Consider the following 23005-nt stretch of genomic DNA (forward strand, 5'->3'; position numbering starts at 1 on the left):
TTATTCCTTTTCCTCATGGTGTTTTTCTGCCCACACTTCCAATCTACGTTCAATTTGACCGTATAAGGTGGCTTTTTTGTAGCGTCCTTTTTTGGTGGTGTCATCAATCGCCACGCCAGTCAGTAATGCCAATGCTTCATTGACGTGTTCTACGGCATAGATGGTAAACTCGCCTTTTTTGACACTCTCGACAATATCTTGGCGAAGCATGAGTTGGGTCAAGTTGGCTTTGGGCATGATGACCCCTTGCACGTTTTGCTGGTCTTTACCTGTCAAGCCTTGTTCGACACAGGCATCATAAAACCCTGCAATTTTGGCATTGATACCGCCCACGGCTTGTACTTGCCCAAATTGGTTCATTGAGCCAGTGACCGCAAGGCTTTGTTTGATTGGCACTTGGGCAAGGGCGGAGAGCAAGGCACAGGTTTCGGCAATGGTGGCACTATCGCCATCAATACCGCCATAACTTTGCTCAAAGGCAAGTGAAGCCGTGAAGTTTAGTTCATTTTCTTCGGCAAATAACGCTCGCAAGTAGCTACTCATAATTAGCACGCCTTTGGCATGAATTGAGCCACCCAAGTCCACATCACGCTCAATATCAATGATATCGGCATGACCGTTACTAGCATGGACACTGGCGGTGAGTCGAGCAGGCATCCCAAATTCACTATCCGCATAGCTAATCACGGTCAAGGCGTTGACTTGCCCCACCGCTTCACCTGTGGTGCTGATAAGCTGTTGACCTTTTTCGAGTTCTTGCCAAAATAGCTGACGCAGATAACCAGAGCGGTATTGGATATCCTTGATAGCGTGTTTGACATGTTGGTCGGTCACGACAGCAGTCGGCTGTAGCAAGGCGTGGCGGTTGGCTTCGAGCAAGACTTGAGCCAGTCGGTCACTGTGTAGGCTGAGTTCGTTTTGGTCTTCGGCTTGTTCGCTCAAATAGTCAAGCAAACTGGCAAAGGCGGTATTGTCAAAGGTCAATAGCTCGTATTTGTTGACCATATCGGCGATTTTATTGACCATGGCGATTTCGTTGTCAAGTGTGCGGTCAACACGGTCATGGAAATCGGCTCGGATTTTGAATACCGCATTAAATTCTGGCTCAAAATCGAGCAAGTCATAATATAAATCAGGCTCACCCAGCAAAATCACTTTGACATCCAGTCCAATCGCTTGTGGCTCAAGGCTGATACTGCCTGTGAGCGTCAGCATTTGCTCAAGGCTTGACATTTTGATTTGACGGCTTTGTAATGCACGTTTTAACCCTTGCCACGCATAGGGATATTCGAGCAAGCTGTTGGCTTCAAGGATTAAAAAACCGCCATTGGCACGGTGCAATGAGCCAGCACGAATCAGACTGACATCGGTGGAAATCGTACCAAGATGGGTGATTTGCTCAACATGACCGAGTAAATTCAAATGCGTTGGCAAATCCTCAAACACAATTGGTAGCCCTGTGTTCGGCTGATGGGTTGCCATGACATTGACAAAGTAGCGAGCAGGCACAGGCGAAAAATGACTGGGCAAAAATTCCTCGTCATCTTCATTGATAATGCGTTCGATATGTTTGACCACGTCATCATGGACTTGCTGTAAATACGTCATCACCTCTGGTAAATCGGCATAAGTTTCATACAACGGTGAAATCAGCGGTTTTAGCGTGCGTTTGGTCAAGGATTGGTGCAAGGCTTGCAAGGTATGATTGGCTTCATCCTCAATTTTTTCTAAGGCAATGGTGACAAGGCTTAGACGCTTTTGCATGTGGTTTTTATTTTGATAATTTGCCACCGCACTGGTGCTATCTGACAAGGCATGGCTATGCCCTTCATGTACGTCATGCGATTCGGTATCTCCAATCACTTTTGATTGTGGATGCGGTGTATGAGATGACGCTTGCGACTGTTGTGATGAGGCAGTGGCTTGTTTTTTGGCGGTGACCGCTAGCGGACGCAATGAATGCAATAAGGCTTGGCTATCATTGGCAGACACAGGCTCAAGGGTCGCATCAGCGAGGTTTTCCAAATCCTCAAATTTTGATTCAACAAAAATTGGCTTATTATCTGACGGTCGCAAGGTCAATGCCAATGAGTATTGTTTACCTTCTTCATGCAGGGCATTAAAGGCTTGTTCTTCTCGTTGGCTGATTTCGTTTTTGATGGCTTCGACTTTGCTTTGGTAATGCTCACTGCGAAAGCGTTGATTGAGTAGCTTTTTGGTGGTTAGCCAAAATTGTTTCATATCATCTGCCAAACGTTGCCCCATCCCTGCAGGCAAAGTGAGGGCGATGGGCTGGCGAGCATCAACAAAATTATGCACATACACCCAATCATTGGGCGTGGGGCGGTTGCTGGCGTGTTGCTTGAGCAAACGGTTGACCAAGGTGCGTTTACCCAGTCCATTTTCACCAGCCCCAAATACATGATAGCCATTGGCTTTGATATCAAGGGCGGTGGTCAAGGCTTGTACGGCACGTTGTTGCCCAAAATCTAAGGGGACAGCCTCACAGAGGTTGCTATCTTTGGGCAGTTGTTTGGGGTCGCTAATACGTTTAAGCTGATTGGCAGACAAGGGGACAAGATTGGCTGAAAGCTTGCGAGGGACAGGCTGATGGCTGTTTTTTGGTTTGGTTGGTTTGATTTGTTTAATAGATTGACTCGTTTTTGGCATAGGTGCAGTGGGAGCTACAGGGGTAGTAGAGGTGTTATTAGTTGTTTTTTTGGGCGTAGGGGGTGAAATGGGGGTCGCTGTTGGGGTTGTTTTCATAGTTTTGAATACACTTACTCAATGAGACGTGTTTATAGAATAATACCATAATGGAGCTAATAATAGGAAAAATCAATCTATTTTGGCATTGAGGCGGTTTGATTGGCTATTTATTGAACAATATTCGTTAAATCTCCCCAAACCCCCTCTTTACAAAAAATGACACCCAACATAAACCATGCAAATTGTTGGGTATTACAAGCTCTACCCAACCTACAAATTGGTTGAATGCGTAAATCCTAGCATTTTAAGTTTTATCCCTTTTATCCCCTAACCATAATAAAATCAATAAATTACTTGCCAAAATTACCGCCAATCCGCCCAAATAAGGACGCACATCGGCAAGGCTTGCTCCCATTTGATTGAGTAGCACCGAGGCATTCATCGCAGGGGTGCTAGGCAGTAGCCAACGAGCGTATTGCAAAAATTCTGGCAAATTATGGGCAGGGTACGGAACGCCAGACAAAAACATCATTGGCATTGAGCTGACCACCAGTAATTGCATGGCTCGTTCACGCTCTTTAAACCACAATCCAATCACACAGCCTGCCGTCACCACGGTGGGGAAAAATAATGCCAATAGCCCCAATGAGCCGAGTAGGTTTTGGTTGCGAGGGTAGTCATTCAGCCGAAATACCACGCCATAATAAAAACAACCAAGGATAAAACCAATGCCTGAAATCGCCAAAATACGAGCCAGCCATGTCTTAAAGGGGGCGTGATGGGTGCGTTGTTCTGCCCATGTGCCGACCAACATCGCAGTCCCCATTAAGAACATTTGTTGTAAAATCAAAATCGACACCGCAGGCACAATATAACTGCCATAGCCTTCAGTGGTGTTATATAAGGGATTAATCAGCAAACTCACAGGGGCGGTATTTTGGCTAGCGAGCGTTGCATAACTGCCTTGAGCGACATTTTTTTGGATGTCAATGCCTGCCGACACCGTGCCGACCACTTCCGAAAAGCCTGTTTGTACTTGTTTATTTAACAAAAAATAACTGGCGTTGCCCATGATACTGACTTTGGCGGTTTGGGCGGATTGGACGTGTTGGGCAAGTCCAGACGGTATCACCATATAGCCTGCGATTTGCTCTTGCCAAAGTAGCTGTTTGGCTTGGTTTTCATCGCTGACCACCCGAGGGGCAATGCGAGGGCTGGCATCGGCAAAGCTGATGATTTTTTGGGCAATCACCGAATGGTCTTCGTCAATAATCGCCACAGGAATTTTATGCACCACTTCATTGCGGTAGGGCCAAGGGTAAAAAAAGCCATATAAAATCGGTGCAAATACCAGCATCATCAACACGCCCTTATCTTGGGCGATGAGCTTAAAGGTTTGTAAAAATTGACCGATAAAAGTCGTTTTTTGTGTTGGATTATGTTGTGCCATTTGCTCTGCCATTAGCGTTGCCCCCAACGGTGAGGCGTTGCCAAGGCTCGCCGTGTCAATGCAATCGCCCATAACATCGCCAATGCCACCGCCACCATAAAGCCCAATACAATCGGTATCGCTAGGCTAGGTGGGGCGGACATTTCTAACTGGGGAATTTGAATGCGTAAATAATGGGTCAAAGGCAGGCAATCCGCCCATTTTTTTGCCCCATCGCTCATGGCAATATAGGGAAAGGTCACCCCAGAAAACGCAAACGAAGGGGCGGCGATAAATGCCGTCATCGACAGCCCTTGGCGGTAAGAAAACGTGCCAAGCGTCACAATCAGCCCAAGCCAAAACGACAACATCATCAACAACAAAAAACCAGTATAGGTCACTAGCCACGCCCCTAGACTGATGGGGTGCAACTGCATGGCTAAGGTCAATAACACCGCTCCCCATAACGTATAAGCCAACATTTGCCAAATAAACTTGCCGTTTAACCCTGCCATCAATAACCAAAAGTTGGGCTTAGGCATGAGGATATCTGGGTGGGTTAGTGGGGGCGTTGTAGGCGTTGGTGATGTTGTGTTGGTCAAGTTATTACCTAAGTTATTGCCTAACAAATCATTGCCCAATAAGCCATTATTTAACAAGCCATTACCCAATAGGCACTGATACCAGTCATCAATGGTTTTATCTCGGATTTCTCGCCCTAAAGTCGAAGCCCCAATCACCATCGCCAAAATATGTAACAAAGCAGGAATTACGGTGACTGCCAAAAACTGTTGATAATTATTGGCACGGTTAAACAATCCTACCATTTGCGTTTGAATCGGATTAAATGTGGCTTTGGTTTGCTCGCTGTCTTGCCCTTTGGCGATTCGCCCTTGAATTTTTGCCCCTGCACTGTAGGTCAGCACCGCTGATTGTACGCCTTTTTGTATCATGCCAGAATGCGTGCCGTATTGGGCATTGACATTGAGTAAAATACGAGTGGGTTGTGCGGTCAAAAGTTGGGTGGCAAAATCACTGGGAATTTCAACAACGCCATACACTTGCCCTCGTTGAATGGCGTGCTGTGCCGAAGCGGTGTCCCAAAATTGTTGGGTCACTGCCACATCAGGGGTGCTGTCAATATAGCGAATCAAGGTCGCTGATTGTGGCGAGTGGCTATTATCCACGATGCCAATCGGAATATCGGTAATCATCCCTCGGCTAAAAATCCACCATACTAAAAAAGTGGTGATAAAAGGTAGCCAAAAAATCATCGCAAAATCAAACGGCTTTGCCATTAAAAATTGCCATTCTCGCTTGGCACTATAATAAAACGCTTGCCAAAACGCTAATAAGGCATTTTTTTGCGATGAGGATGAAGGAGTGCTGGTCATGGTGGCTGATTATTTATTGGCAGTTGTGGCAGGCAAATTGACCAACACGCTCATGCCTTGACGCAATTTGCCATCGCTATGGGTCGGACGAGCCTTGACTTCAAAAGTTCGCATATCAAAACCATCTTGGGCGTTGGTGGGTCGCCACGTGGCAAAGTCGGACAGCACCGACACGGCATACACTTTGAATACCTGTTGGTAGGACTGACTAGCAGTGCTAAGGGCAGGGACTTGGGCGGTAAACTGGCTACCTACTGCAAAATGCCCAAGGTTATTTTCGGTGACGTTTAGCACGACCCATTGGTCATTGGGGTCAATCACGGTCAATAGCGGTACGCCTTGCCCCACCACCGAGCCAACTTTGGCAATGATATTATCCACCGTACCTGTGATGGGGCTGGCGAGATTGGCTTCTTGTTGGGCGACTTGGGCTTCTTTGATTTTGGCATCAACTTGGGTCACTTGAGCAGTAGCGGTGTCAATGTCTTCTTGTCTTGCCCCTACTTCTGCCATGTCATATTGGGCTTTTGCCATGCTGGCTTTGTCACGACTGGCGATATAGTTGGTGTAGGCTTCATCTCGTTTTTGTTGCGACATCAAGCCCTCACTGGCAAGGCGGTTGATACGTTCATAAGTGACTTTGGCAAGGTCGGCGGCGGATTGGGCGGCTTGCCATTGGTATTTTGCCATTTCGACTTCTTGCGGTCTTGCCCCATGTTTGGCTTTATCGAGTTGGCTTTGAGCCATTTGTTTGCCTGCTTGGGCTTGCTCCAGTCGAGCAGTGATTTCTGGGCTATCCATGTCTATCAGTTTTTGCCCAACTTGAATGACATCGCCTTCTTTGATATGAATTTTACTAATTCGTCCTGCAACTTTTGAGGCGATGGGGGTTTGTTGGACTTCAATATGTCCTTGCAGGCTGATGGGAGCGACTTTTTGGGTTTGTTTGTCTTGCCATAAACCCCATACCACAAAGCCAATCAAGCCCAAAATAATCAAACTCAGCACGATTTTACGAATTAAGCCAGATTTTTTATTGACGGCTTGTTGCGGTTGAGCGGATTGTGGGTCAATAGATTGAGAAACAGGCGGTTCGGACGGTTTTTCTAAGCGTTGTTTTTCTAATAAAGGAGGCGTGGCTGACGTTGTATCGGATGTTGGTTTATCGGTGAGCAAGGCATCAATATTTGCCTCGTCCAAACGGTTGGGGGTAGGGTTGGGGGTGTCGGAATTGCTCATAGTCAGCCGTGTGGTTAATTAAAGGGGTTGTAAGTTCTAAGATTTTGCAAAAGGTGAAGCCAAACGCACGTCTGCTTGTTGGGCATAATCATTAAATGCCAAAGGCGTGCCACAGCTTTGCATCAAGTCGGCAAGGGCTTGCACATAGTCATTCACCGCACGAGCTTGTTCGGTTTTGGCTTTTTCAAGATTAACCTCAGCTTGCATGACTTCCAGTGGCGTGTTGACCCCTTCCTTAAAGCCCAATCGCCGAAAGCGTAGCATTTCGCTGGCTAGGGCGATATTGTTGTTTAGGCTAAGGTAATTTTGTTGGGCGTTTTTAAGGGCTTGCCAGTTTTTTTGTACCAATAAATTGATATTATCCGCCATTTCGATTTGGCTAAATTCTGCTTGTTGCATTTGTGCCAAACTCGACTGGTTACTAGCTTCTCGGTCAATACCGCCCCATAATTTCCAATTGGCAGACACCCCAGCGATAAAACTTTGGTCATCGCTTGCCAGTTGTTGGCGACCAAATACCATCACATTGGGTTTATAGTTGGATTGGCTAAAGTCGTGCAGGGCTTTGGCTTGTTGGTATTTGGCAGTGACTTTGGCAAATGCAGGGTGATGTTGACGTGCTACATCTTGAAAATATGCCAAAGGCGGTAACGGTTTGGTATTGATAAATAAAGGCGTGGTCGGCTTGACGGCGTGGTCACTACGAAGCAGACTTTGCAGGGCTTGCATGGCAAGCATCGCATCGTTTTGGGCTTTGCTATTTTCGTATTCGGCATTGGCAAGGGCGTTTTTGGCTTCAAGGCGTTCGACTTTGGCAATCAGCCCCACGTCCAACGCTCGTTGGGCGGCGTGGTCAGCTTGACGAATGGCGTTGAGGGCATCGCTTCGCAGATACAGTGCCATCAGTGCCATTTGGGTGTTAAAGTAGCGTTTGGTCAGACTGGTGTATTGCTCATCCAGCGACAAATTGGCATCGGCACGGCTTTCTTCGGTGCGTTGATTGAGTAAATCAGTAATGGCTTGGGTTTTTCCGCCATTATAAACCGACCAAAGTGCGGTAATATTCGCCCCAACATGGTTGCTTTTGACATCCAAATTATAACTATCTGGAATGGGATTGGTTATCACGCTACCCAAATCAATCGGCAATGGATTGGGTAGGGGCAAAGGAATGGGCAAATTGCCCAAACCATCATTCACGCCATTAGCAAGCTCGTCTTTAAGGCGAGTGGTGTCAATGTCCCTATCAAGGTGCAGATGGGTGGCACTTGCTCCGACATATACCACAGGTTTATTGAGGTTTTTGGTGGTGGTAGCCATTTTTTCACGGCTGACGATGGCTAACTGGTCGGCAGTGACTTTGGGCGATACCTGCAAAAAATACTGTTGGGCTTCGTCAAGCGACAAATAGCTTGGCATCGTTGGTGCGTTATGATTGGTATTTGGCGTTGGGTCAATCGCTGTTTGGTCGACTGCGGTTTGGTCAAGGGAAATCGCAATGGGCTGTGTGATTTGGGAATTGACAGGCTCAATATTGGGTAAGTCTTGAGCAAAAGCAGACATACAACAAGTCATATAACAGACAGGTGCAAGCAAAATTTGGGTAACAATAGGGGAAGCTGTAGCGGTGAATTTTGTCATTTTTCTTATAAATAAACCTGCGAAAATTTGGTTTAATTGTAGGGAGTATCTGACCACTCGTCAAGCTGTTGGGGCTTGAAAAGTGTGACCTGTTAAACGCAAAGAAATCATTGCTTTAGTCAGCGTATTTGTGGTTTACACAGGTTTACCAAAGCCCTATCAAGCGATAAACAAATACACAAAAACCGCCTATTTATCTGAAATTTAAAGGGTTACTATAACTTTGACTTCAAAAAAAGTCATTTATACTAATTTCATATTTTAATAAATTTAACAATTCTGTTTTTCTAATTCATAAGGAATATTCTCATGGTTAATAACAACGTAAATAACACTGACTTAAATCAAGACCCTATCACAGGTGAAGCAGGTTCACATCCAGTTGGTACAGCCACAGGTGGCGTGGGTGGTGCAGCATTGGGTGCAACTATCGGTGCAATTGGTGGTCCATTGGGTTCATTGATTGGCGGTGCAATTGGTGCAGTAGTCGGCGGTAAAGCAGGTCATGAAGTTGCTGAAGGTATCAACCCAACAGGCGAAGATACCTACTGGCATGACAACTATACAACTTCTAGCTATTACAATAAAGATTATACCTATGAGAACGACTATCAACCTGCTTATGCGGTAGGTTATGCGAACCGTTCACGTTATGACGCAAACACTCGCTTTGAAGATGTTGAAAGTGATTTAGAGCGTTCATGGAACGAAGTCAAAGGCGAATCTCGTATGCTTTGGGCAGACGCTCGTAACGCCGCTCGTGACGCATGGTATCGCATTACCCCAGAAAATCGCTAATCACTTGTTTTTATAGTGAATTAAATTGGAAATAAGACTTTTAATGTTTTGGGCGTATGCAATACGCCCCTACAACAGCCCCTTATTTCTATTTTAAATTAGCATTTTTGACAAAGCCAAGAAGCCATTCTTGGCTTTTTTTGTTTTTACAACTCAATATTCCTTTTGTGCATAATATTACCCTATAACACCATAAAAATTGGCATAACGGTGGTGGTACAATGACGGCTTAATTATTTTGTATATAAAGTAAGGAAATCCACCCCAATGGCACGTCCAATTTCTCTGCCAGATTCTTTACCAGCGTCTTCGCTCAAGCCCAATAAAAAACGCCATATCATGCCGTTTTTTAATTTAAGTTTGGGGATTAGCGTGCTAGCCTTGTCGCTATTGGTATTTTTGCCATTTGTGGCGTTGGTGTTTACCGCCTCTGAGATAGGCATGGGCGGATTTTGGCAGGTTATCAATGAACCTCGTGTGTTGTCAGCAATTGGGCTAACGCTCAAGGTATCGTTATTGGCGACTTTGACCAATTTGGTGTTTGGCACGCTGATTGCGTGGGTGTTGGTGCGGTATGAGTTTTGGGGCAAATCGCTGATGAATGCGTTGGTGGATTTGCCGTTTGCGTTGCCCACTGCCGTGATGGGGATTTCGCTTGCCACCTTGTACGCTCCGAATGGTTTGATTGGACAGTGGTTCGCCCCATTAGGGATTAAAATTGCGTTTACGCCGTTGGGCATTTGGTTGGCGTTGGTGGTGGTGAGTATGCCGTTTGTGATTCGAGCGGTGCAACCTGTATTGGCTGAGATGTCCACTGAATACGAAGAGGCATCGGCGGTATTGGGGGCAGGGCGGTTGACGACTTTTGTTAAAGTGGTGTTACCAGAATTGTATCCATCGCTGTTGATGGGGGCGGGCATGATGTTCGCTCGTGCCACTGGCGAATATGGTTCGGTGATTTTTATTGCAGGGAATTTACCGATGAAGTCTGAGATTTTACCCTTAATTATCATTGGCAAATTGGACAGTTATGATGTGCAAGGGGCATCGGCAGTGGCGTTATTTATGTTGCTGATTTCATTTGTGATTTTGTTTAGTATCAATGCGTTGCAATGGTTATTGACCAAGCGGATGGGTGGGGTGCATTCATGATAACGGTTCGTCAACATGATTATCAAGGTCATACTGCCACTCGTGAGCCGAGTTGGTTGCGTTATTCGCTGATTGGGATTGCCATGCTGTTTATGGTGGTGATGTTGGTTGTGCCGTTGCTGGCGGTGTTTTATGAGGCACTCAAAGCAGGGTGGGATTTGTATTGGAAAGCCCTTGTCGAGCCAGAGGCATTACACGCGATTAAACTGACGTTGATTACTGCGTTGATTGTCGTACCACTGAACACCGTGATTGGTGTGGCAATGGCATGGTTGCTCACTCGTTTTAATTTTCGTGGTAAACAATTACTCACCACTTTGCTCGATTTGCCATTTTCGGTGTCGCCTGTGGTGGCAGGCTTGATGTTTGTGACCTTGCTTGGGGCAAATTCTTGGCTTGGCGGTTGGCTTGAGTATTTTGGTTTTCAAGTGATTTATGCTATCCCTGGCATTGTAATTGCCACCATGTTTGTGACCTTTCCGTTTGTGGCTCGTGAGATTATTCCGCTCATGCAGTCGCAAGGTAGTAGCGAAGAGCAAGCCTCGTTGACGCTAGGGGCAAGCGGTTGGCAGATGTTTTGGCGAGTGACTTTGCCAAATATCAAATGGGCGTTGCTGTACGGCATTATTCTCACCAATGCCCGTGCCATGGGGGAATTTGGGGCGGTCAGCGTGGTGTCTGGGCATATCCGTGGCGAAACCAACACCATGCCGTTATTGGTCGAGATTGCCTATAACGAATATAACTTTACCGCCTCCTTTGCCTTGTCAAGTTTGCTGGCGATGTTGGCGTTGGTAACGCTATTGGTGCAACAATATTTGACCAAACGACAAGAGAAAAAATTCGCAGAAATTTAGGAAAAACCATGAGTATCGAAATCCAAAACGTCACCAAACAATTCGGCAATTTTACCGCCTTACAACCGATTAATTTAACCGTCCCCACAGGCAAGTTGACTTCCTTGCTAGGGCCGTCTGGCTGTGGCAAAACCACGCTGTTACGCATTATCGCAGGGCTTGAGTTGGCAGATACAGGGCGGATTTTGTTTGATGGCGATGATGTCACCGATGTGCCTGTGCAACAGCGTCATATTGGCTTTATGTTTCAACATTATGCGTTATTTCGCCATATGAATGTGTTTGATAATGTGGCGTTTGGTTTGACCGTACTACCACGCAAACAACGCCCTAACAAAGCGGATATTGCCAAAAAAGTCAATGACTTACTGGCATTGGTGCAACTGTCCGATACTGCCAAAAAATATCCGCATCAACTTTCTGGCGGTCAGCGTCAGCGTATTGCCCTTGCTCGTGCGTTAGCCGTTGAACCAAAACTTTTATTACTCGATGAACCGTTTGGGGCGTTGGATGCCAAAGTGCGAAAAGAACTGCGTGGTTGGCTAAAATCCATTCACCATGAATTGGGCGTGACCAGTATTTTGGTGACGCATGACCAAGAAGAGGCGGTCGAATTGTCGGATGAAATCGTGGTAATGAATCATGGTAAAATTGAGCAAGTTGGCGATTACCAAACCCTTGTTAATCAACCAAATAGCCATTTTGTGGCGAATTTTTTACAAGATAATGTTGAGTATCATATTTAGCATAACTTAAAAAATTATCGTTACAAAAATATCACTTATCATAACAAATCGCTTATAATACCCCGAATTTTTCTGATGTTATCTGATGTTATTGGGGGCAAGCATGAATCAACAAACCACACAATCTCAACCACCAAGCCAACCAGATGGGCAATCGACCAGCGGTTGGTTTCCCCAATGGCAAAAATACGATGGGCATCTTGACCATCATCCTGTGCGTATCCATGAGTATTTACCCATTGATAAAAGCGTGTTGTTAGGGTTACAGCACGCTTTTGCTATGTTTGGGGCAACGGTGCTTGCTCCCTTGCTGATGGGGTTTGACCCCAATTTGGCGATTTTGATGGCAGGCGTGAGTACGGTGCTGTTTTTCTTTTTGACAGGCGGTCGAGTGCCGAGTTATCTTGGCTCAAGCTTTGCGTTTATTGCCCCTGTCATCACCGCAACTGCCTATGCAGGGTCAGGCATTAATCCCAATTTATCAGTGGCATTGGGCGGTATCATGGCGTGTGGCGTGATTTATGCCATGATGGGCTTGTTGGTGATGAAAACAGGCGTGCAATGGATTGAAAAACTCATGCCCCCCATCGTCACAGGGGCGATTGTGATGATTATCGGCTTAAACCTTGCCCCAGTCACCATCAAAGGCGTGGCAGGCAGTCAATTTGATAGTTGGATTGCCTTGATGACCGTGCTGTGCATCAGTGGCGTGGCGGTGTTTGGGCGTGGGATGTTACGCCGTTTGTTGCTGTTGGTTGGCTTGATATTGGCGTATGTGGCGTATTTTGTGCTAACTAACGTACTGGGTTTAGGTAAAGCCATTGATTTTGCACCGATTGCTCAAGCGTCTTGGGTTGGCTTTCCCAGTTTTACCGCACCGACTTTTGACATGAATGCCATGATTCTCATTGCCCCTGTGGTGTTTATTTTGGTGGCAGAAAATTTGGGACATATCAAAGCGGTGGAGGCGATGACAGGTCAAAGCGTGTCGCCTTATATGGGGCGAGCGTTTTTTGCGGACGGTGTGGCAACTGTGCTGTCATCGAGCGTGGGTGGCACAGGTGTGACGACTTATGCCGAAAATATCGGTGTGATGGCGGTGACAAAAGTCTATTCCACCACGGTTTTTGTGGTGGCAGGACTGGTGGCTGTGCTGTTGGGGCTATCGCCAAAGTTTGGGGCGTTGATTCACAGTATTCCTAGCCCATTGCTCGGCGGTGCTTCGATTATCGTATTTGGCTTGATTACCATCGCAGGGGCGAAAATTTGGATTGATAATCACATTGATTTTAGCAAAAATGCCAATCTAATTATCGGTGCAGTGACGATTATTATGGGAACGGGCGATTTTAGCTTGCATATTGGGCAATTTAATTTGGGTGGTATCGGTACAGCGACACTGACTGCAATTTTGTTAAATTTTTTGTTTAGCAAAGTTAAAGTTTAAAATTAGGACTTACGCAAAATTAAGGTGTTTATCATGTCAAAAATCCCCCAAAGCCGTAGTTATCTGTTTGTCCCTGCCATTGACATTCACCGAGTGCCAAAAGCCTTTGAACGTGGGGCGGATACGGTCATCATCGACCTAGAAGATGCCGTTAGTGAATCGGTCAAACAACAATGCCAACATAATTTACAAACCTATCTAACGTCAGACACTGCCAAGCCTGTTTGGGTGAGAGTCAATGCAGTTGGTAGCGATTGGTTTGCTCAAGATATTGAATTGGTTAAACATTTACCCAATATCATCGGCATTGTGTTGCCCAAAGTCGAAACCGCAGACGATATCGCCCAAGTCCATTGTCATTTTCCCAACACCCCCATTATCGCCCTAATCGAAACCCCCATTGGCATGGCAAATGTGGCGGATATTGCCACCGCTCAAGGCTTGTATGCGTTAAGCTATGGCTTTTTGGATATCTGTGAAAAATTGGGCGTGCGAGCTGACAGTGACGCAGGGCAGATGGTCGCCAATCAATTACGCTATCAGCTACTTTTGCATAGCCAAATTAATGGTTTAACTGCACCCATCGAATGTGTGTATCCACCATTTAATGACAATGACGGCTTGACCGAGCGTGTCAAATGGTGGCGAGATTTGGGCTTTTCGGGGATGTTGTGTATTCACCCCAACCAAGTCGGTATTGTTAATACCTTGGCAAAACCTACCGATGAGCAACTAACTTTTGCCAAAAAAGTGGTGGCATATTATGAACAAACAGGGCTATCAGCATTTGCGATTGATGGTGAAATGGTGGATACGCCTGTGATTGTGCAAGCCCAAAAATTATTACAGCAACACGCATGAAAAGTAGCATATTAAGCGTTTAAATGCTAAACTCTAATGGCTTGTTCAGCACTTATTTTTAACAAATCAAGGATGATTTATCATGTCTGCTTCTTCATTATTATCAAAACCCTTATCGCTAAAAACCACATTATTAAAAGCCAGCTTATTACTAAGCCCAGTGTTAGTAATGGGCATGGCGAATGCCTCAAGCTATTATAATTGTGCGACTGCAACAGGCTGTGTGGCGGTCAAAGATGTACGTGTCACGTCTGATTTTGACCAAACCAAATATCCGATTGTGTTGGCTCATGGCTTGGGCGGTTGGACAAAAATGTTTGGGATAGCCGATTATTTTCATGGTATTCCACAAGATTTGACCCAAAATGGTGCGAATGTTTTTGTCACCAAAACTTCTAGCGTCAATGATAGTGAAGTGCGAGGCGAGCAGTTATTGCAACAAGTCAAAACCATCATCGCTGTGACAGGTCAGCCGAAAGTCAATCTGATAGGGCATAGCCACGGGGGGCATGATATTCGCTATGTTGCGTCTGTTGCTCCCAAATATGTGGCATCGGTAACGGCGGTATCTAGCCCAGAGCAAGGCTCAAAGATGGCGGACTGGGTGGTGAAAATGGTCACGGATGGTAGTCAGCAAAGTGGCTATGATGTCAATCAAGGACAATTTAATCTCGGTTCAACCTTGGCAATTGGGTTCTTTAATTTTGTCGGTGGTTTTATGGATTTGGCTTCTGGCATTCCACTTAGCCAAATCCAACAGCAAGATGGCTGGTCAGCGGTTAATGCGTTGACCACTGATTATACGACAAAATTTAATCAAAAATTCCCTGCAGGCATGCCGACCAGTTATTGTGGCTATCCCAAAGACAGCGTGGTCAATGGGGTGCGTTATTATTCTTTTAGTGGTATTCAGCCTGTCACCACTGCTGTCGACCCATCGGACACGGTACTGGCATTGACTGCCACCAGTTTTGCAGGCGAAGCCAACGATGGCTTGGTATCTCGTTGCTCTAGCCGTCTTGGGCAAGTGATTCGTGATGATTATAAAATGAACCACTTAGACTCGGTCAATCAAGTCTTTGGCGTGGTCAGCTTGCTAGATACCAACCCATTGGCGGTGTATCGTAGCCATGTCAATCGCCTTAAACAACAAGCCTTATAATCAAGTTTATAGACAATCAAGTTTATCGCCATGAGCCAATCGCCATCACCTTCACCAAACTTTCATCAACTCAAACGCTGGTCAGTTTGGCTCATGTTATTGCTTGCTGTCGCATTGATGGTGCTATTGTTAATCGTATTGGCGTGGTTAAAGCCAAAAGATGCCTCAAACAAACCATCTGCTCAAGCCCAAACTCAGGTGCAAGCGAATGGCTCTGCCAAAATCACACCATCTGTCGCCAGTGTGCCAAATTCAACCATGATGGCAAATACAGGCATGGCAACTACCGATAAGCCTTTGCCTCAGTCATTGCAAGGTACAGCAGTGGATGGTGAAATCATTATTGATGAAAATCGGCAATTGGTCGTCACGCAAGGGCTAAGGCGATTGTTTGATTATTTTTTATCCGCTCAAGGTGAAGAATCTCTAGAGGCAATTCGACAGCGGACTGAAGACTATATTCGCCAACACACGCCAGAGCCAGCGTCATCGCAAGCCATCGCCTTGTATCACCGCTATTTGGATTATTTGCAAGCGTTAAGCCAAGTCGATAGTCAGTTGAATCAACAACGTCAGCCAATCAATGATGGTACAGCTTTATCAATGGATTTGGGTGTGGTCGCCAAGCAATTACAACAGGTACAACAACTCCAAGCCAAATTCTTTGACCTTGCGACACGTCAAGCTTTTTTTGCTCAAGATAATGCGTTAAACGATTATAGTTTGCAAATGATGACAATTAATCAAAACGCACAAATCACGCCTGCGGAGCGTCAGCAACGTATCGACCAAGCCAAACAAACCTATATTAATCAATTTAGTGACCCCAAAGTCAAAGCTCAACTGCAACAACAGCAAAATATCGAGCAACTATTGACAGAAACGCAACGCCTACAACAGCAAGGGGCAAGCCCTCAAGCCATCAATGCCATGAGGCGAAAATATGTTTCTGAAGAAGCGGTACAACGTTTAGAACAGCTTGATCAAGAACAGGCAAATTTTGAAAATCGAGTCCAAATTTACCAACAGCAACGCCAACAACTGCTACAACAATATGGCAATAATCCCCAAGCTCAACAAGCCATTACTACATTACAACAGCAACTGTTTACCCCAGAAGAACAATTACGCCTTGATGCTGTGATAAAATTAGAAAACTAACAACCTGTATCCATGATAGTTTTTATTTGAGAAATTGGATTAAAAATATCATGTGGAAATTTGGCTGAAATATCAAACGAAACTGTGTTTTCTAAAAAAAAGTCGCCACCAAGAAGCCTATCAAACCCACGCATAAGATAATTCGTAAGAAGATATCAAATTTGATACCTTTTTCTAAAGTAGCTTGCTTTGGGTTGTTGGGATTGTAGTAGGCATAGGCTTTTTTATATGTTTGAGATTGCGGATAGGTTGCTCGTTCATTTGGGGGTGAGGCACGGTAAGGCTCGTACTGTGCGACAATGGCTTGAGCGGTTTTAAGGTTTAATCGAGTATCATTGTTAAAATTTCTTCTTGAACCTTGATAGGTGTGTCCACCAACTTTATATTGATAACTGATGGCAACATCATACCAAGTATTATCATCTTCGTCCTCATATGAAGTCATGGCAATATCATTAATTGTGCAAGGAGTTTTTACCCATTGGTTAGATTGTATGGCAAGCTTTAAATCAAATAGGGCTTTGAGTAAGTAATAAATACTACCGATTATCAATAATACTGCTAGAATTTTTGTGATTTCCATAATAACTTCACTTTTAATTTACGCTAAAACTTATCAACATAAAACAATTTTAAGGAATATTTATGTCAAATGTCATCACGAGTAAACCCACCCTAGAAACCGTCCTAAGCCATCGCTCAATCCGCAAATTTACCGAGCAACCGATTAGCGAAGAATTGCTAAACACTTTATTTCAATCGGCAATAGCAGGGTCATCAACAGGGTTTTTACAATCCGCCAGTATTATTCGTGTCACTGACCCAGATTTACGCTACCAAATTCGCCGTATCTGTGCCGATGCTCAAAATGCCAAAGACGGTGAAAAATATGGACATCCCTATGTCGAGCAATGTGCGGAGTTACTGATTTTTTGTATGGACAATCATCGCCACCGACAGCTATTGCCAGAGGCTCAAATTGACTGGACGGAAGTCACGCTTGTGGGGGCGGTGGACTGTGCGATTATCGCCCAAAATCTATTGGTCACTGCGGAAAGTCTAGGATTAGGTGGGGTGTATTTGGGCAGTGTGCGTAATGATGTGCCACGGCTGGGCGAGTTATTGCAATTGCCCAAAGGCGTGTTTCCGATGTTTGGTATGGCGTTGGGTTATCCCGACCAAGACCCTGCGATGCGTCCACGCTTGCCGATTGAGTTGGTGGTATCGACCAATCACTATCAGCCTGCAACGGTTGAGCAAATGCAAGCCTATAATGATACGGTCAAAGCCTATTATGTTGAGCGTGGACAAGCGGGCATGGATTGGACGCAATCAGTGATGAATTATTTGGGTAAACCTGCTCGTCCGCAAATTTTGCCTTATTTGAATCAGCAAGGGTATGCTAAAAAATAAGGTTTAATTCAATCCTGCCAACACTTGCACTGGCAAGGTCACCACATCAAATGCCAATGCAAATGGCAACATCACCAGTTTACCCACTGCATTTGCCCCACCGCCATTACTTTGTGTGGTGGTTGTGGTCGATTGGTTGGTATAAATCGACACTTGGTAAGGATGGGATAGTGCCTTAAATGCTGACTGTGACTGAATCAATGCCAAATTACTAACCGCAGGATATACGCCACCTTGCACAGGGACGCTAAAACAAAAACGTTGAGCATTCATGCGTAAATCACTGGCGGTCGAACATTCTTGACCTTTATTGCGGAGCATAAAATCATAATCGCTTTGGGTAAAGCTAGATTTTAGTTTAGCATAAGCGATATCAAGGCTACCTTGAAAGCGTCCATCATTATTGGGTGAATGAAAGTCTAGGGCTTTGGTGACTTGGATATAACGTGGGTCAAGATTGGTTAATAATTGTCCGACTTCATAACCGCCTTGGCTCAATACATAGCTGTTTTTTTCACCCACAATCACTAGACTGGTGCTAGGCATATTGGGTAGGGCAGTGGCAGGTTTACCAAAAGCGACCACTTCGTCTTGGGTCAGCACGACTTTTTGGCTAGTGGTGACAGTGCGTGGGCTTGATGAGCCACCTTCAAGCAACTCGGTGGTGGCACAGCCTGTTAGGGCGAATAGACTGGTGAGGATGACGGTGCAGGTTTTATGGTTTAATTTGAGTTGCATGGGTATTCCTTTACAATTGTTATTGATTGGAATATTTTATCGTTAATACTTTGATTTGGCAACAAATTTTATGTGTCATCATCATAATCTATTTTTATTTATAATAAGCCCAACGCCTCAACCAATTCTTTATTTGGGTGAATATGATTCATGCTATAAAAATGCAACGCAGGCACGCCCTCAGCGATTAAGCGTTCACATAGCTTAAACACTACCTCAAAACCAAAATCCTTAATCGCCTGTTTATCATCACCAAAATCCGCCAATTGCTTACGGATAAAGCGAGGAATATCCGCCCCACAGCCATCGGCAAAGCGAATCAAATTAGACGCATTGGTAATCGGCATAATCCCAGCGGTAATGCCAAAATCATCTTGTGATACGCCTTTTTTTGCCAACGCATCACGCAAATATAGATAGCTATCGGCATTATAAAAGAACTGGGTAATCGCCTCACTTGCCCCAGCATGGTACTTGGCGACTAAGTTATCAATATCCGCTTCAAAGCTTTTGGCTTGGGGGTGCATTTCTGGGTAACAGGCTACTTTGATTTTAAAATAATCGCTACTATGCTCACGAATAAACTTCACCAAATCAAGGGCATACGGCAATTCGCCCAAACCACCCATCCCAGATGGTAAATCGCCACGCAAAGCGACAATGCGGTTAATACCGAGTGATTTATAATAATCGAGCAGTTCACCAATTTCGGCTTTATCATCACCAATGCACGATAAATGGGGCGTAATAGGCGTGTCGCTACGTTCACTTAACGCTTTGACAATCCCCAATGTCCGCTCACGGGTCGAGCCACCTGCACCATAAGTGACACTAAAATAAGTGGGGTTTAGGGCATTCAATTCGTCAAACACGTGAATCAGCTTGGTTTGACCCTCATCGGTTTTGGTAGGAAAAAACTCAAAAGAAAAGCGAGGCTTATTGCCTGTGGCAGAAGTTTTGCTCGTTGTGGTGATGATTTTTGTGCTAGGTTTAGCAGGTTGTAAGTCAGCTTTGATGCTATGGAGTAAGGTTTCGACTTCTTTTAGGCGTTGTAGTGTGGCGTTATCCGCTGAGGTATTCATGGTAAGTCCCTAAATCAATGTGTAAATAAGGCTATTATAACGAGATTTAGGTTGAATAGAATTGAATTTTAATTATAAGCTAATGAATAAAATTGATTAAGGTCGGTTTGTGGTTCTATAAGCTGTGAAATAATAGATATTACCCTAACATTTGCCTTACACATATTTCGTCATTAAGTTGTTCACGACTAATTGGTTCATATTTACATAGATGAAATGTTGGAAAATCAAAACTTTCATCAACTTCTTGGCTTACAGGTTGTTTTACCATAAGTTTTTGATATAAATTCATTTGAATATTTTGCATTGCCCATAATTGCTGTTGGGGTGTTGCTACTTCTACAATGTAACTGACAAGCTTCTTGTACGTTCATTTTAATACCTTGAATTTACAGTTAAAAAAGCGGTATAAGTTCAATTATACCACTTTTCTAATTTTAAATAAAATTACAATAGTTTAGTATTTATAACTATCAGGTTTAAATGGTCCTTCAACAGGCACACCGATATAGTCCGCTTGCTCTTGGGTTAGCTTAGTCAATACACCGTTAAAGCCTGCCACCATCGCCGCCGCCACTTCTTCATCGAGCTTTTTCGGCAATACTTTGACATACAAGTTTTCAGACTTTTTATCCGCAGGTAAATTGGCAAATTTTTCGGCAAACAAGTGCATTTGAGCCAATACTTGATTGGCAAATGAACCATCCATAATGCGTGACGGATGCCCAGTCGCATTACCCAAATTAACTAGGCGACCTTCTGACAATAAAATCAAATAATCGCTGTCATCGTTTGAGCGATACACTTGATGGACTTGTGGTTTGACTTCGACCCATTTCCAGTTATCACGCATAAACTGGGTGTCAATCTCGGTATCAAAGTGACCGATATTACACACGACAGCGGTTGATTTTAGGGCTTTTAACATCTCAGCGTTACACACATGGTAGTTACCAGTAGTGGTCACGACAAGGTCAGTGTCTTGCAGTAGGGTTTTGTTTACGCCTTTGGCAGGGTCACCATCAACAAATGGCGAAACCAACTCATAGCCGTCCATACAGGCTTGCATACCGCAAATTGGGTCAGCTTCGGTAACACGCACAATCATACCCTCTTGGCGTAACGATTGAGCCGAGCCTTTACCCACGTCACCATAACCAACGACCAACGCACGGCGACCTGACAACAGCATATCTGTACCACGTTTAATCGCATCGTTTAGGCTATGACGACAGCCGTATTTATTGTCATTTTTTGACTTGGTTACCGCATCATTGACGTTAATCGCAGGGACTTTCAATGTGCCGTTATTTAGCATTTCTAGCAAGCGGTGTACGCCTGTGGTGGTTTCTTCCGAAATACCATGAATATTATCGAGCATTTGCGGATAGCTGTTGTGAATCAAGGCGGTCAAATCACCACCGTCATCAAGGATAATATTGGCATCCCAAAGTTTACCGCCTTCTTCACCGCCTTCAAAAATCTGCTGACGTAAGCACCATTCGTATTCTTCTTCGGTTTCGCCTTTCCACGCAAACACAGGAATCCCTGCCGCCGCAATCGCTGCCGCCGCATGGTCTTGGGTTGAGAAAATATTACATGAAGTCCAACGCACTTCTGCACCGAGAGCGACTAGCGTTTCAATTAACACAGCGGTTTGAATCGTCATGTGGATACAGCCGACAATTTTTGCACCTTTTAAAGGTTGTGAGTCTTGGTAGCGTTTGCGAAGTCCCATCAAAGCAGGCATTTCTGTTTCGGCAAGTTTGATTTCTTTACGACCAAAGTCGGCGAGGTTGATATCAGCGACTTTATAATCGCTAAAGCCATTTGACACTGCGTTCATACCGTTTTCCTTAAGTTTGTTAAAGTTAAATTGCGTCAAAAACGCAGATGTCGTTGTTTATTTTTTATTTGATATAAAAAAAGCGAGCCTCATCTTGCAGTCGTTAAGCAAAATTGCAACATCTCTCGTTAGCCACTATTGTAAAAAATACTGATAAAAAAGTCACGTTTTTGTCAAAAACAAAAGTTTATTATTGTTACACTTAGCAATTGATGTTTACATAATGATAAACAATTCGTATATAAATACCAATGATTTTAACGTTAGATTAGGGTTTAATAGCACTAAGGGCAATGTAACAGAATATTTCAATTCTTTACATCACTGATTGAGGTTTTACCATGCTGTCTGTTTGATGATTTTTGCGAATTTATGCCAAATTCATTGGATTTGGCATAAATTACTGGTAAAATATACTTTCTAAAATAATTGAGGATTATATGATGAAAATGTTAAAACTTGCTGTAATTCCAGCTGCTTTAATTGCTTCTTCTGCATTTGCTGCAGAAGTGGTACAACCTGTTGCTTACAACCCAGAAACTGGCGTCGTGCAGAACACCACTAACCAAGTGTTAACTGGTACGAAAACTGTTTTTGAAACTGTAACCCATCCAGGTGCAGTCAGTGCAGAAGTTGGTACTTTAGGCTATGGTGCAAACGTAGCGTGGGGTGTAAACGATAAAACTGAATTGGTTGCTGGTTGGACTGGCGGTAAAATTGACGGTGATGTCGACATCAATAGCAGTGATTCATACATCAACTGGAACAAAGTATTAGGTGATGAATATCAAGATTTCGATGGTAACATTAACTATAAATTGGACTTAAACAACCCATACCTAGGTGTGAATCTTCGTCCATTTGCTAATGGTTTGACTGTTGGTACAGGTGTTATTTTCCAAGACAACGAATTTAAAGCCTTATTAAACAATGATGGTGGGTCAACTGATTTCACTATTGATGGTACTAAATATAGTGTTTCTCAAGGTTCTACTGTTGGTGTGGCAGTTGCTCCACGTAATGATCTAGCACCATACTTGACTTTGGGCTACCGTCCAAATATCAATGCACGTTGGGGTTTATTTGGTGAAGTCGGTGCAGCTTACATGGGTAAAAGTGCAGCTGACGTGAATGTAAACGCTGCGACTGTTACCAGTGTTGATGCAAATGGTTCTGTTACTAATATCAATCCAAATGACCTTCCAGCAGTTGCCAACGCTAAACAACAGCTAAAAGATGACTTAATGGATAAACTAGCAAATAAACAAGTCATTTATCCAATCGCTAAAGTTGGTGTGACTTACCGCTTCTAATCTAAGTATTAGTTAAT

Annotated in this window: 19 protein-coding genes; 10 read left to right on the forward strand and 9 right to left on the reverse strand. The window is 44.3% G+C overall.

The window, feature by feature from the left end; translation table 11 throughout:
• The 5 genes from ACK1U4_RS00680 to ACK1U4_RS00700 form a co-directional block, all read right to left on the reverse strand.
• On the reverse strand, positions 1-2766 hold the full coding sequence (locus ACK1U4_RS00680; RefSeq protein ID WP_419399764.1) for an AAA family ATPase: 2766 nt from the start codon (positions 2764-2766) through the stop codon (positions 1-3).
• 247 nt (positions 2767-3013) lie between these two features.
• Positions 3014-4231: an ABC transporter permease gene (locus ACK1U4_RS00685; protein WP_419399765.1), complete on the reverse strand. Its 1218-nt coding sequence runs from the start codon at positions 4229-4231 to the stop codon at positions 3014-3016.
• Complete coding sequence (locus ACK1U4_RS00690; protein WP_419399766.1) at positions 4171-5532, reverse strand: ABC transporter permease; 1362 nt, start codon at positions 5530-5532, stop codon at positions 4171-4173. The genes ACK1U4_RS00685 and ACK1U4_RS00690 overlap by 61 nt, the downstream gene beginning before the upstream one ends.
• Positions 5533-5541: 9 nt before the next feature.
• Positions 5542-6771: an efflux RND transporter periplasmic adaptor subunit gene (locus tag ACK1U4_RS00695; protein WP_419399767.1), complete on the reverse strand. Its 1230-nt coding sequence runs from the start codon at positions 6769-6771 to the stop codon at positions 5542-5544.
• Positions 6772-6807: 36 nt separating this feature from the next.
• Positions 6808-8334, reverse strand: a complete 1527-nt coding sequence (locus tag ACK1U4_RS00700; RefSeq protein ID WP_419399768.1) for a TolC family protein — start codon at positions 8332-8334, stop codon at positions 6808-6810.
• A 387-nt stretch (positions 8335-8721) separates the two neighbouring features.
• Here ACK1U4_RS00700 and ACK1U4_RS00705 point away from each other — a divergent pair, with 387 nt between their 5' ends.
• The 8 genes from ACK1U4_RS00705 (at position 8722) to ACK1U4_RS00740 (ending at position 16596) form a co-directional block, all read left to right on the forward strand.
• Entirely contained in the window at positions 8722-9210 is a 489-nt protein-coding gene (locus ACK1U4_RS00705) for a hypothetical protein (RefSeq protein ID WP_419399769.1), read from the forward strand.
• Between the two features lie 267 nt (positions 9211-9477).
• Complete coding sequence (gene cysT, locus ACK1U4_RS00710) at positions 9478-10362, forward strand: sulfate ABC transporter permease subunit CysT (RefSeq protein ID WP_419399770.1); 885 nt, start codon at positions 9478-9480, stop codon at positions 10360-10362.
• Complete coding sequence (cysW, locus tag ACK1U4_RS00715; protein ID WP_419399771.1) at positions 10359-11219, forward strand: sulfate ABC transporter permease subunit CysW; 861 nt, start codon at positions 10359-10361, stop codon at positions 11217-11219. The genes cysT and cysW overlap by 4 nt, the downstream gene beginning before the upstream one ends.
• A gap of 8 nt (positions 11220-11227) precedes the next feature.
• The gene (locus ACK1U4_RS00720; protein WP_419399772.1) at positions 11228-11965 is read left to right on the forward strand and encodes a sulfate/molybdate ABC transporter ATP-binding protein; all 738 of its coding nucleotides are present in this window, start codon (positions 11228-11230) and stop codon (positions 11963-11965) included.
• Positions 11966-12068: 103 nt separating this feature from the next.
• Positions 12069-13412, forward strand: a complete 1344-nt coding sequence (locus ACK1U4_RS00725; RefSeq protein ID WP_419399773.1) for a solute carrier family 23 protein — start codon at positions 12069-12071, stop codon at positions 13410-13412.
• Between the two features lie 33 nt (positions 13413-13445).
• A complete protein-coding gene (locus ACK1U4_RS00730; protein WP_419399774.1) occupies positions 13446-14273 on the forward strand; it encodes an HpcH/HpaI aldolase/citrate lyase family protein in 828 nt (275 codons plus the stop codon).
• An 82-nt stretch (positions 14274-14355) separates the two neighbouring features.
• Positions 14356-15435, forward strand: coding sequence for an esterase/lipase family protein (locus ACK1U4_RS00735; RefSeq protein ID WP_419399775.1), 1080 nt, complete (start codon positions 14356-14358; stop codon positions 15433-15435).
• A gap of 30 nt (positions 15436-15465) precedes the next feature.
• Positions 15466-16596 carry a lipase secretion chaperone gene (locus ACK1U4_RS00740; RefSeq protein WP_419399776.1) on the forward strand — a complete coding sequence of 377 codons (1131 nt, stop codon included), beginning with the start codon at positions 15466-15468 and terminating at the stop codon, positions 16594-16596.
• Between the two features lie 91 nt (positions 16597-16687).
• On the opposite strand, the gene ACK1U4_RS00745 is transcribed toward ACK1U4_RS00740, so the two are convergent.
• Positions 16688-17179 carry a DUF3592 domain-containing protein gene (locus tag ACK1U4_RS00745; RefSeq protein ID WP_419399777.1) on the reverse strand — a complete coding sequence of 164 codons (492 nt, stop codon included), beginning with the start codon at positions 17177-17179 and terminating at the stop codon, positions 16688-16690.
• A gap of 62 nt (positions 17180-17241) precedes the next feature.
• Here ACK1U4_RS00745 and nfsA point away from each other — a divergent pair, with 62 nt between their 5' ends.
• A complete protein-coding gene (gene nfsA, locus ACK1U4_RS00750; protein WP_419399778.1) occupies positions 17242-18009 on the forward strand; it encodes an oxygen-insensitive NADPH nitroreductase in 768 nt (255 codons plus the stop codon).
• Between the two features lie 3 nt (positions 18010-18012).
• On the opposite strand, the gene ACK1U4_RS00755 is transcribed toward nfsA, so the two are convergent.
• The 3 genes from ACK1U4_RS00755 to ahcY form a co-directional block, all read right to left on the reverse strand.
• Positions 18013-18747 (reverse strand): hypothetical protein, encoded by a 735-nt coding sequence (locus ACK1U4_RS00755; RefSeq protein WP_419399779.1) that lies wholly within the window; start codon positions 18745-18747, stop codon positions 18013-18015.
• Between the two features lie 98 nt (positions 18748-18845).
• Positions 18846-19829 (reverse strand): methylenetetrahydrofolate reductase [NAD(P)H], encoded by a 984-nt coding sequence (metF, locus tag ACK1U4_RS00760; RefSeq protein WP_419399780.1) that lies wholly within the window; start codon positions 19827-19829, stop codon positions 18846-18848.
• Positions 19830-20286: 457 nt separating this feature from the next.
• Positions 20287-21675, reverse strand: coding sequence for an adenosylhomocysteinase (gene ahcY / locus ACK1U4_RS00765; protein ID WP_419399781.1), 1389 nt, complete (start codon positions 21673-21675; stop codon positions 20287-20289).
• Between the two features lie 443 nt (positions 21676-22118).
• Between ahcY and ACK1U4_RS00770 the strand changes: the two genes are divergently transcribed.
• Positions 22119-22988 carry a hypothetical protein gene (locus ACK1U4_RS00770; protein ID WP_419399782.1) on the forward strand — a complete coding sequence of 290 codons (870 nt, stop codon included), beginning with the start codon at positions 22119-22121 and terminating at the stop codon, positions 22986-22988.
• The last annotated feature ends 17 nt before the right edge of the window (positions 22989-23005 follow it).

The organism is Moraxella sp. TY6 (assembly GCF_048551375.1).
Classification (GTDB): domain Bacteria; phylum Pseudomonadota; class Gammaproteobacteria; order Pseudomonadales; family Moraxellaceae; genus Faucicola.

What these genes read in the sequence shown, in the direction of transcription:
- cysW (WP_419399771.1), top strand. Translation starts at nt 10,359, where the DNA reads ATGATAACGGTTCGTCAACATGATTATCAAGGTCATACTGCCACTCGT.
- ACK1U4_RS00770 (WP_419399782.1), top strand. Translation starts at nt 22,119, where the DNA reads ATGAAAATGTTAAAACTTGCTGTAATTCCAGCTGCTTTAATTGCTTCT.
- ACK1U4_RS00690 (WP_419399766.1), bottom strand. Translation starts at nt 5,532, where the DNA reads ATGACCAGCACTCCTTCATCCTCATCGCAAAAAAATGCCTTATTAGCG.
- nfsA (WP_419399778.1), top strand. Translation starts at nt 17,242, where the DNA reads ATGTCAAATGTCATCACGAGTAAACCCACCCTAGAAACCGTCCTAAGC.
- ACK1U4_RS00735 (WP_419399775.1), top strand. Translation starts at nt 14,356, where the DNA reads ATGTCTGCTTCTTCATTATTATCAAAACCCTTATCGCTAAAAACCACA.
- ACK1U4_RS00680 (WP_419399764.1), bottom strand. Translation starts at nt 2,766, where the DNA reads ATGAAAACAACCCCAACAGCGACCCCCATTTCACCCCCTACGCCCAAA.
- cysT (WP_419399770.1), top strand. Translation starts at nt 9,478, where the DNA reads ATGGCACGTCCAATTTCTCTGCCAGATTCTTTACCAGCGTCTTCGCTC.
- ACK1U4_RS00695 (WP_419399767.1), bottom strand. Translation starts at nt 6,771, where the DNA reads ATGAGCAATTCCGACACCCCCAACCCTACCCCCAACCGTTTGGACGAG.
- ACK1U4_RS00745 (WP_419399777.1), bottom strand. Translation starts at nt 17,179, where the DNA reads ATGGAAATCACAAAAATTCTAGCAGTATTATTGATAATCGGTAGTATT.
- ACK1U4_RS00700 (WP_419399768.1), bottom strand. Translation starts at nt 8,334, where the DNA reads ATGTCTGCTTTTGCTCAAGACTTACCCAATATTGAGCCTGTCAATTCC.
- ACK1U4_RS00705 (WP_419399769.1), top strand. Translation starts at nt 8,722, where the DNA reads ATGGTTAATAACAACGTAAATAACACTGACTTAAATCAAGACCCTATC.
- ACK1U4_RS00740 (WP_419399776.1), top strand. Translation starts at nt 15,466, where the DNA reads ATGAGCCAATCGCCATCACCTTCACCAAACTTTCATCAACTCAAACGC.
- ahcY (WP_419399781.1), bottom strand. Translation starts at nt 21,675, where the DNA reads ATGAACGCAGTGTCAAATGGCTTTAGCGATTATAAAGTCGCTGATATC.
- ACK1U4_RS00755 (WP_419399779.1), bottom strand. Translation starts at nt 18,747, where the DNA reads ATGCAACTCAAATTAAACCATAAAACCTGCACCGTCATCCTCACCAGT.
- ACK1U4_RS00725 (WP_419399773.1), top strand. Translation starts at nt 12,069, where the DNA reads ATGAATCAACAAACCACACAATCTCAACCACCAAGCCAACCAGATGGG.
- ACK1U4_RS00730 (WP_419399774.1), top strand. Translation starts at nt 13,446, where the DNA reads ATGTCAAAAATCCCCCAAAGCCGTAGTTATCTGTTTGTCCCTGCCATT.
- ACK1U4_RS00720 (WP_419399772.1), top strand. Translation starts at nt 11,228, where the DNA reads ATGAGTATCGAAATCCAAAACGTCACCAAACAATTCGGCAATTTTACC.
- metF (WP_419399780.1), bottom strand. Translation starts at nt 19,829, where the DNA reads ATGAATACCTCAGCGGATAACGCCACACTACAACGCCTAAAAGAAGTC.
- ACK1U4_RS00685 (WP_419399765.1), bottom strand. Translation starts at nt 4,231, where the DNA reads ATGGGCGATTGCATTGACACGGCGAGCCTTGGCAACGCCTCACCGTTG.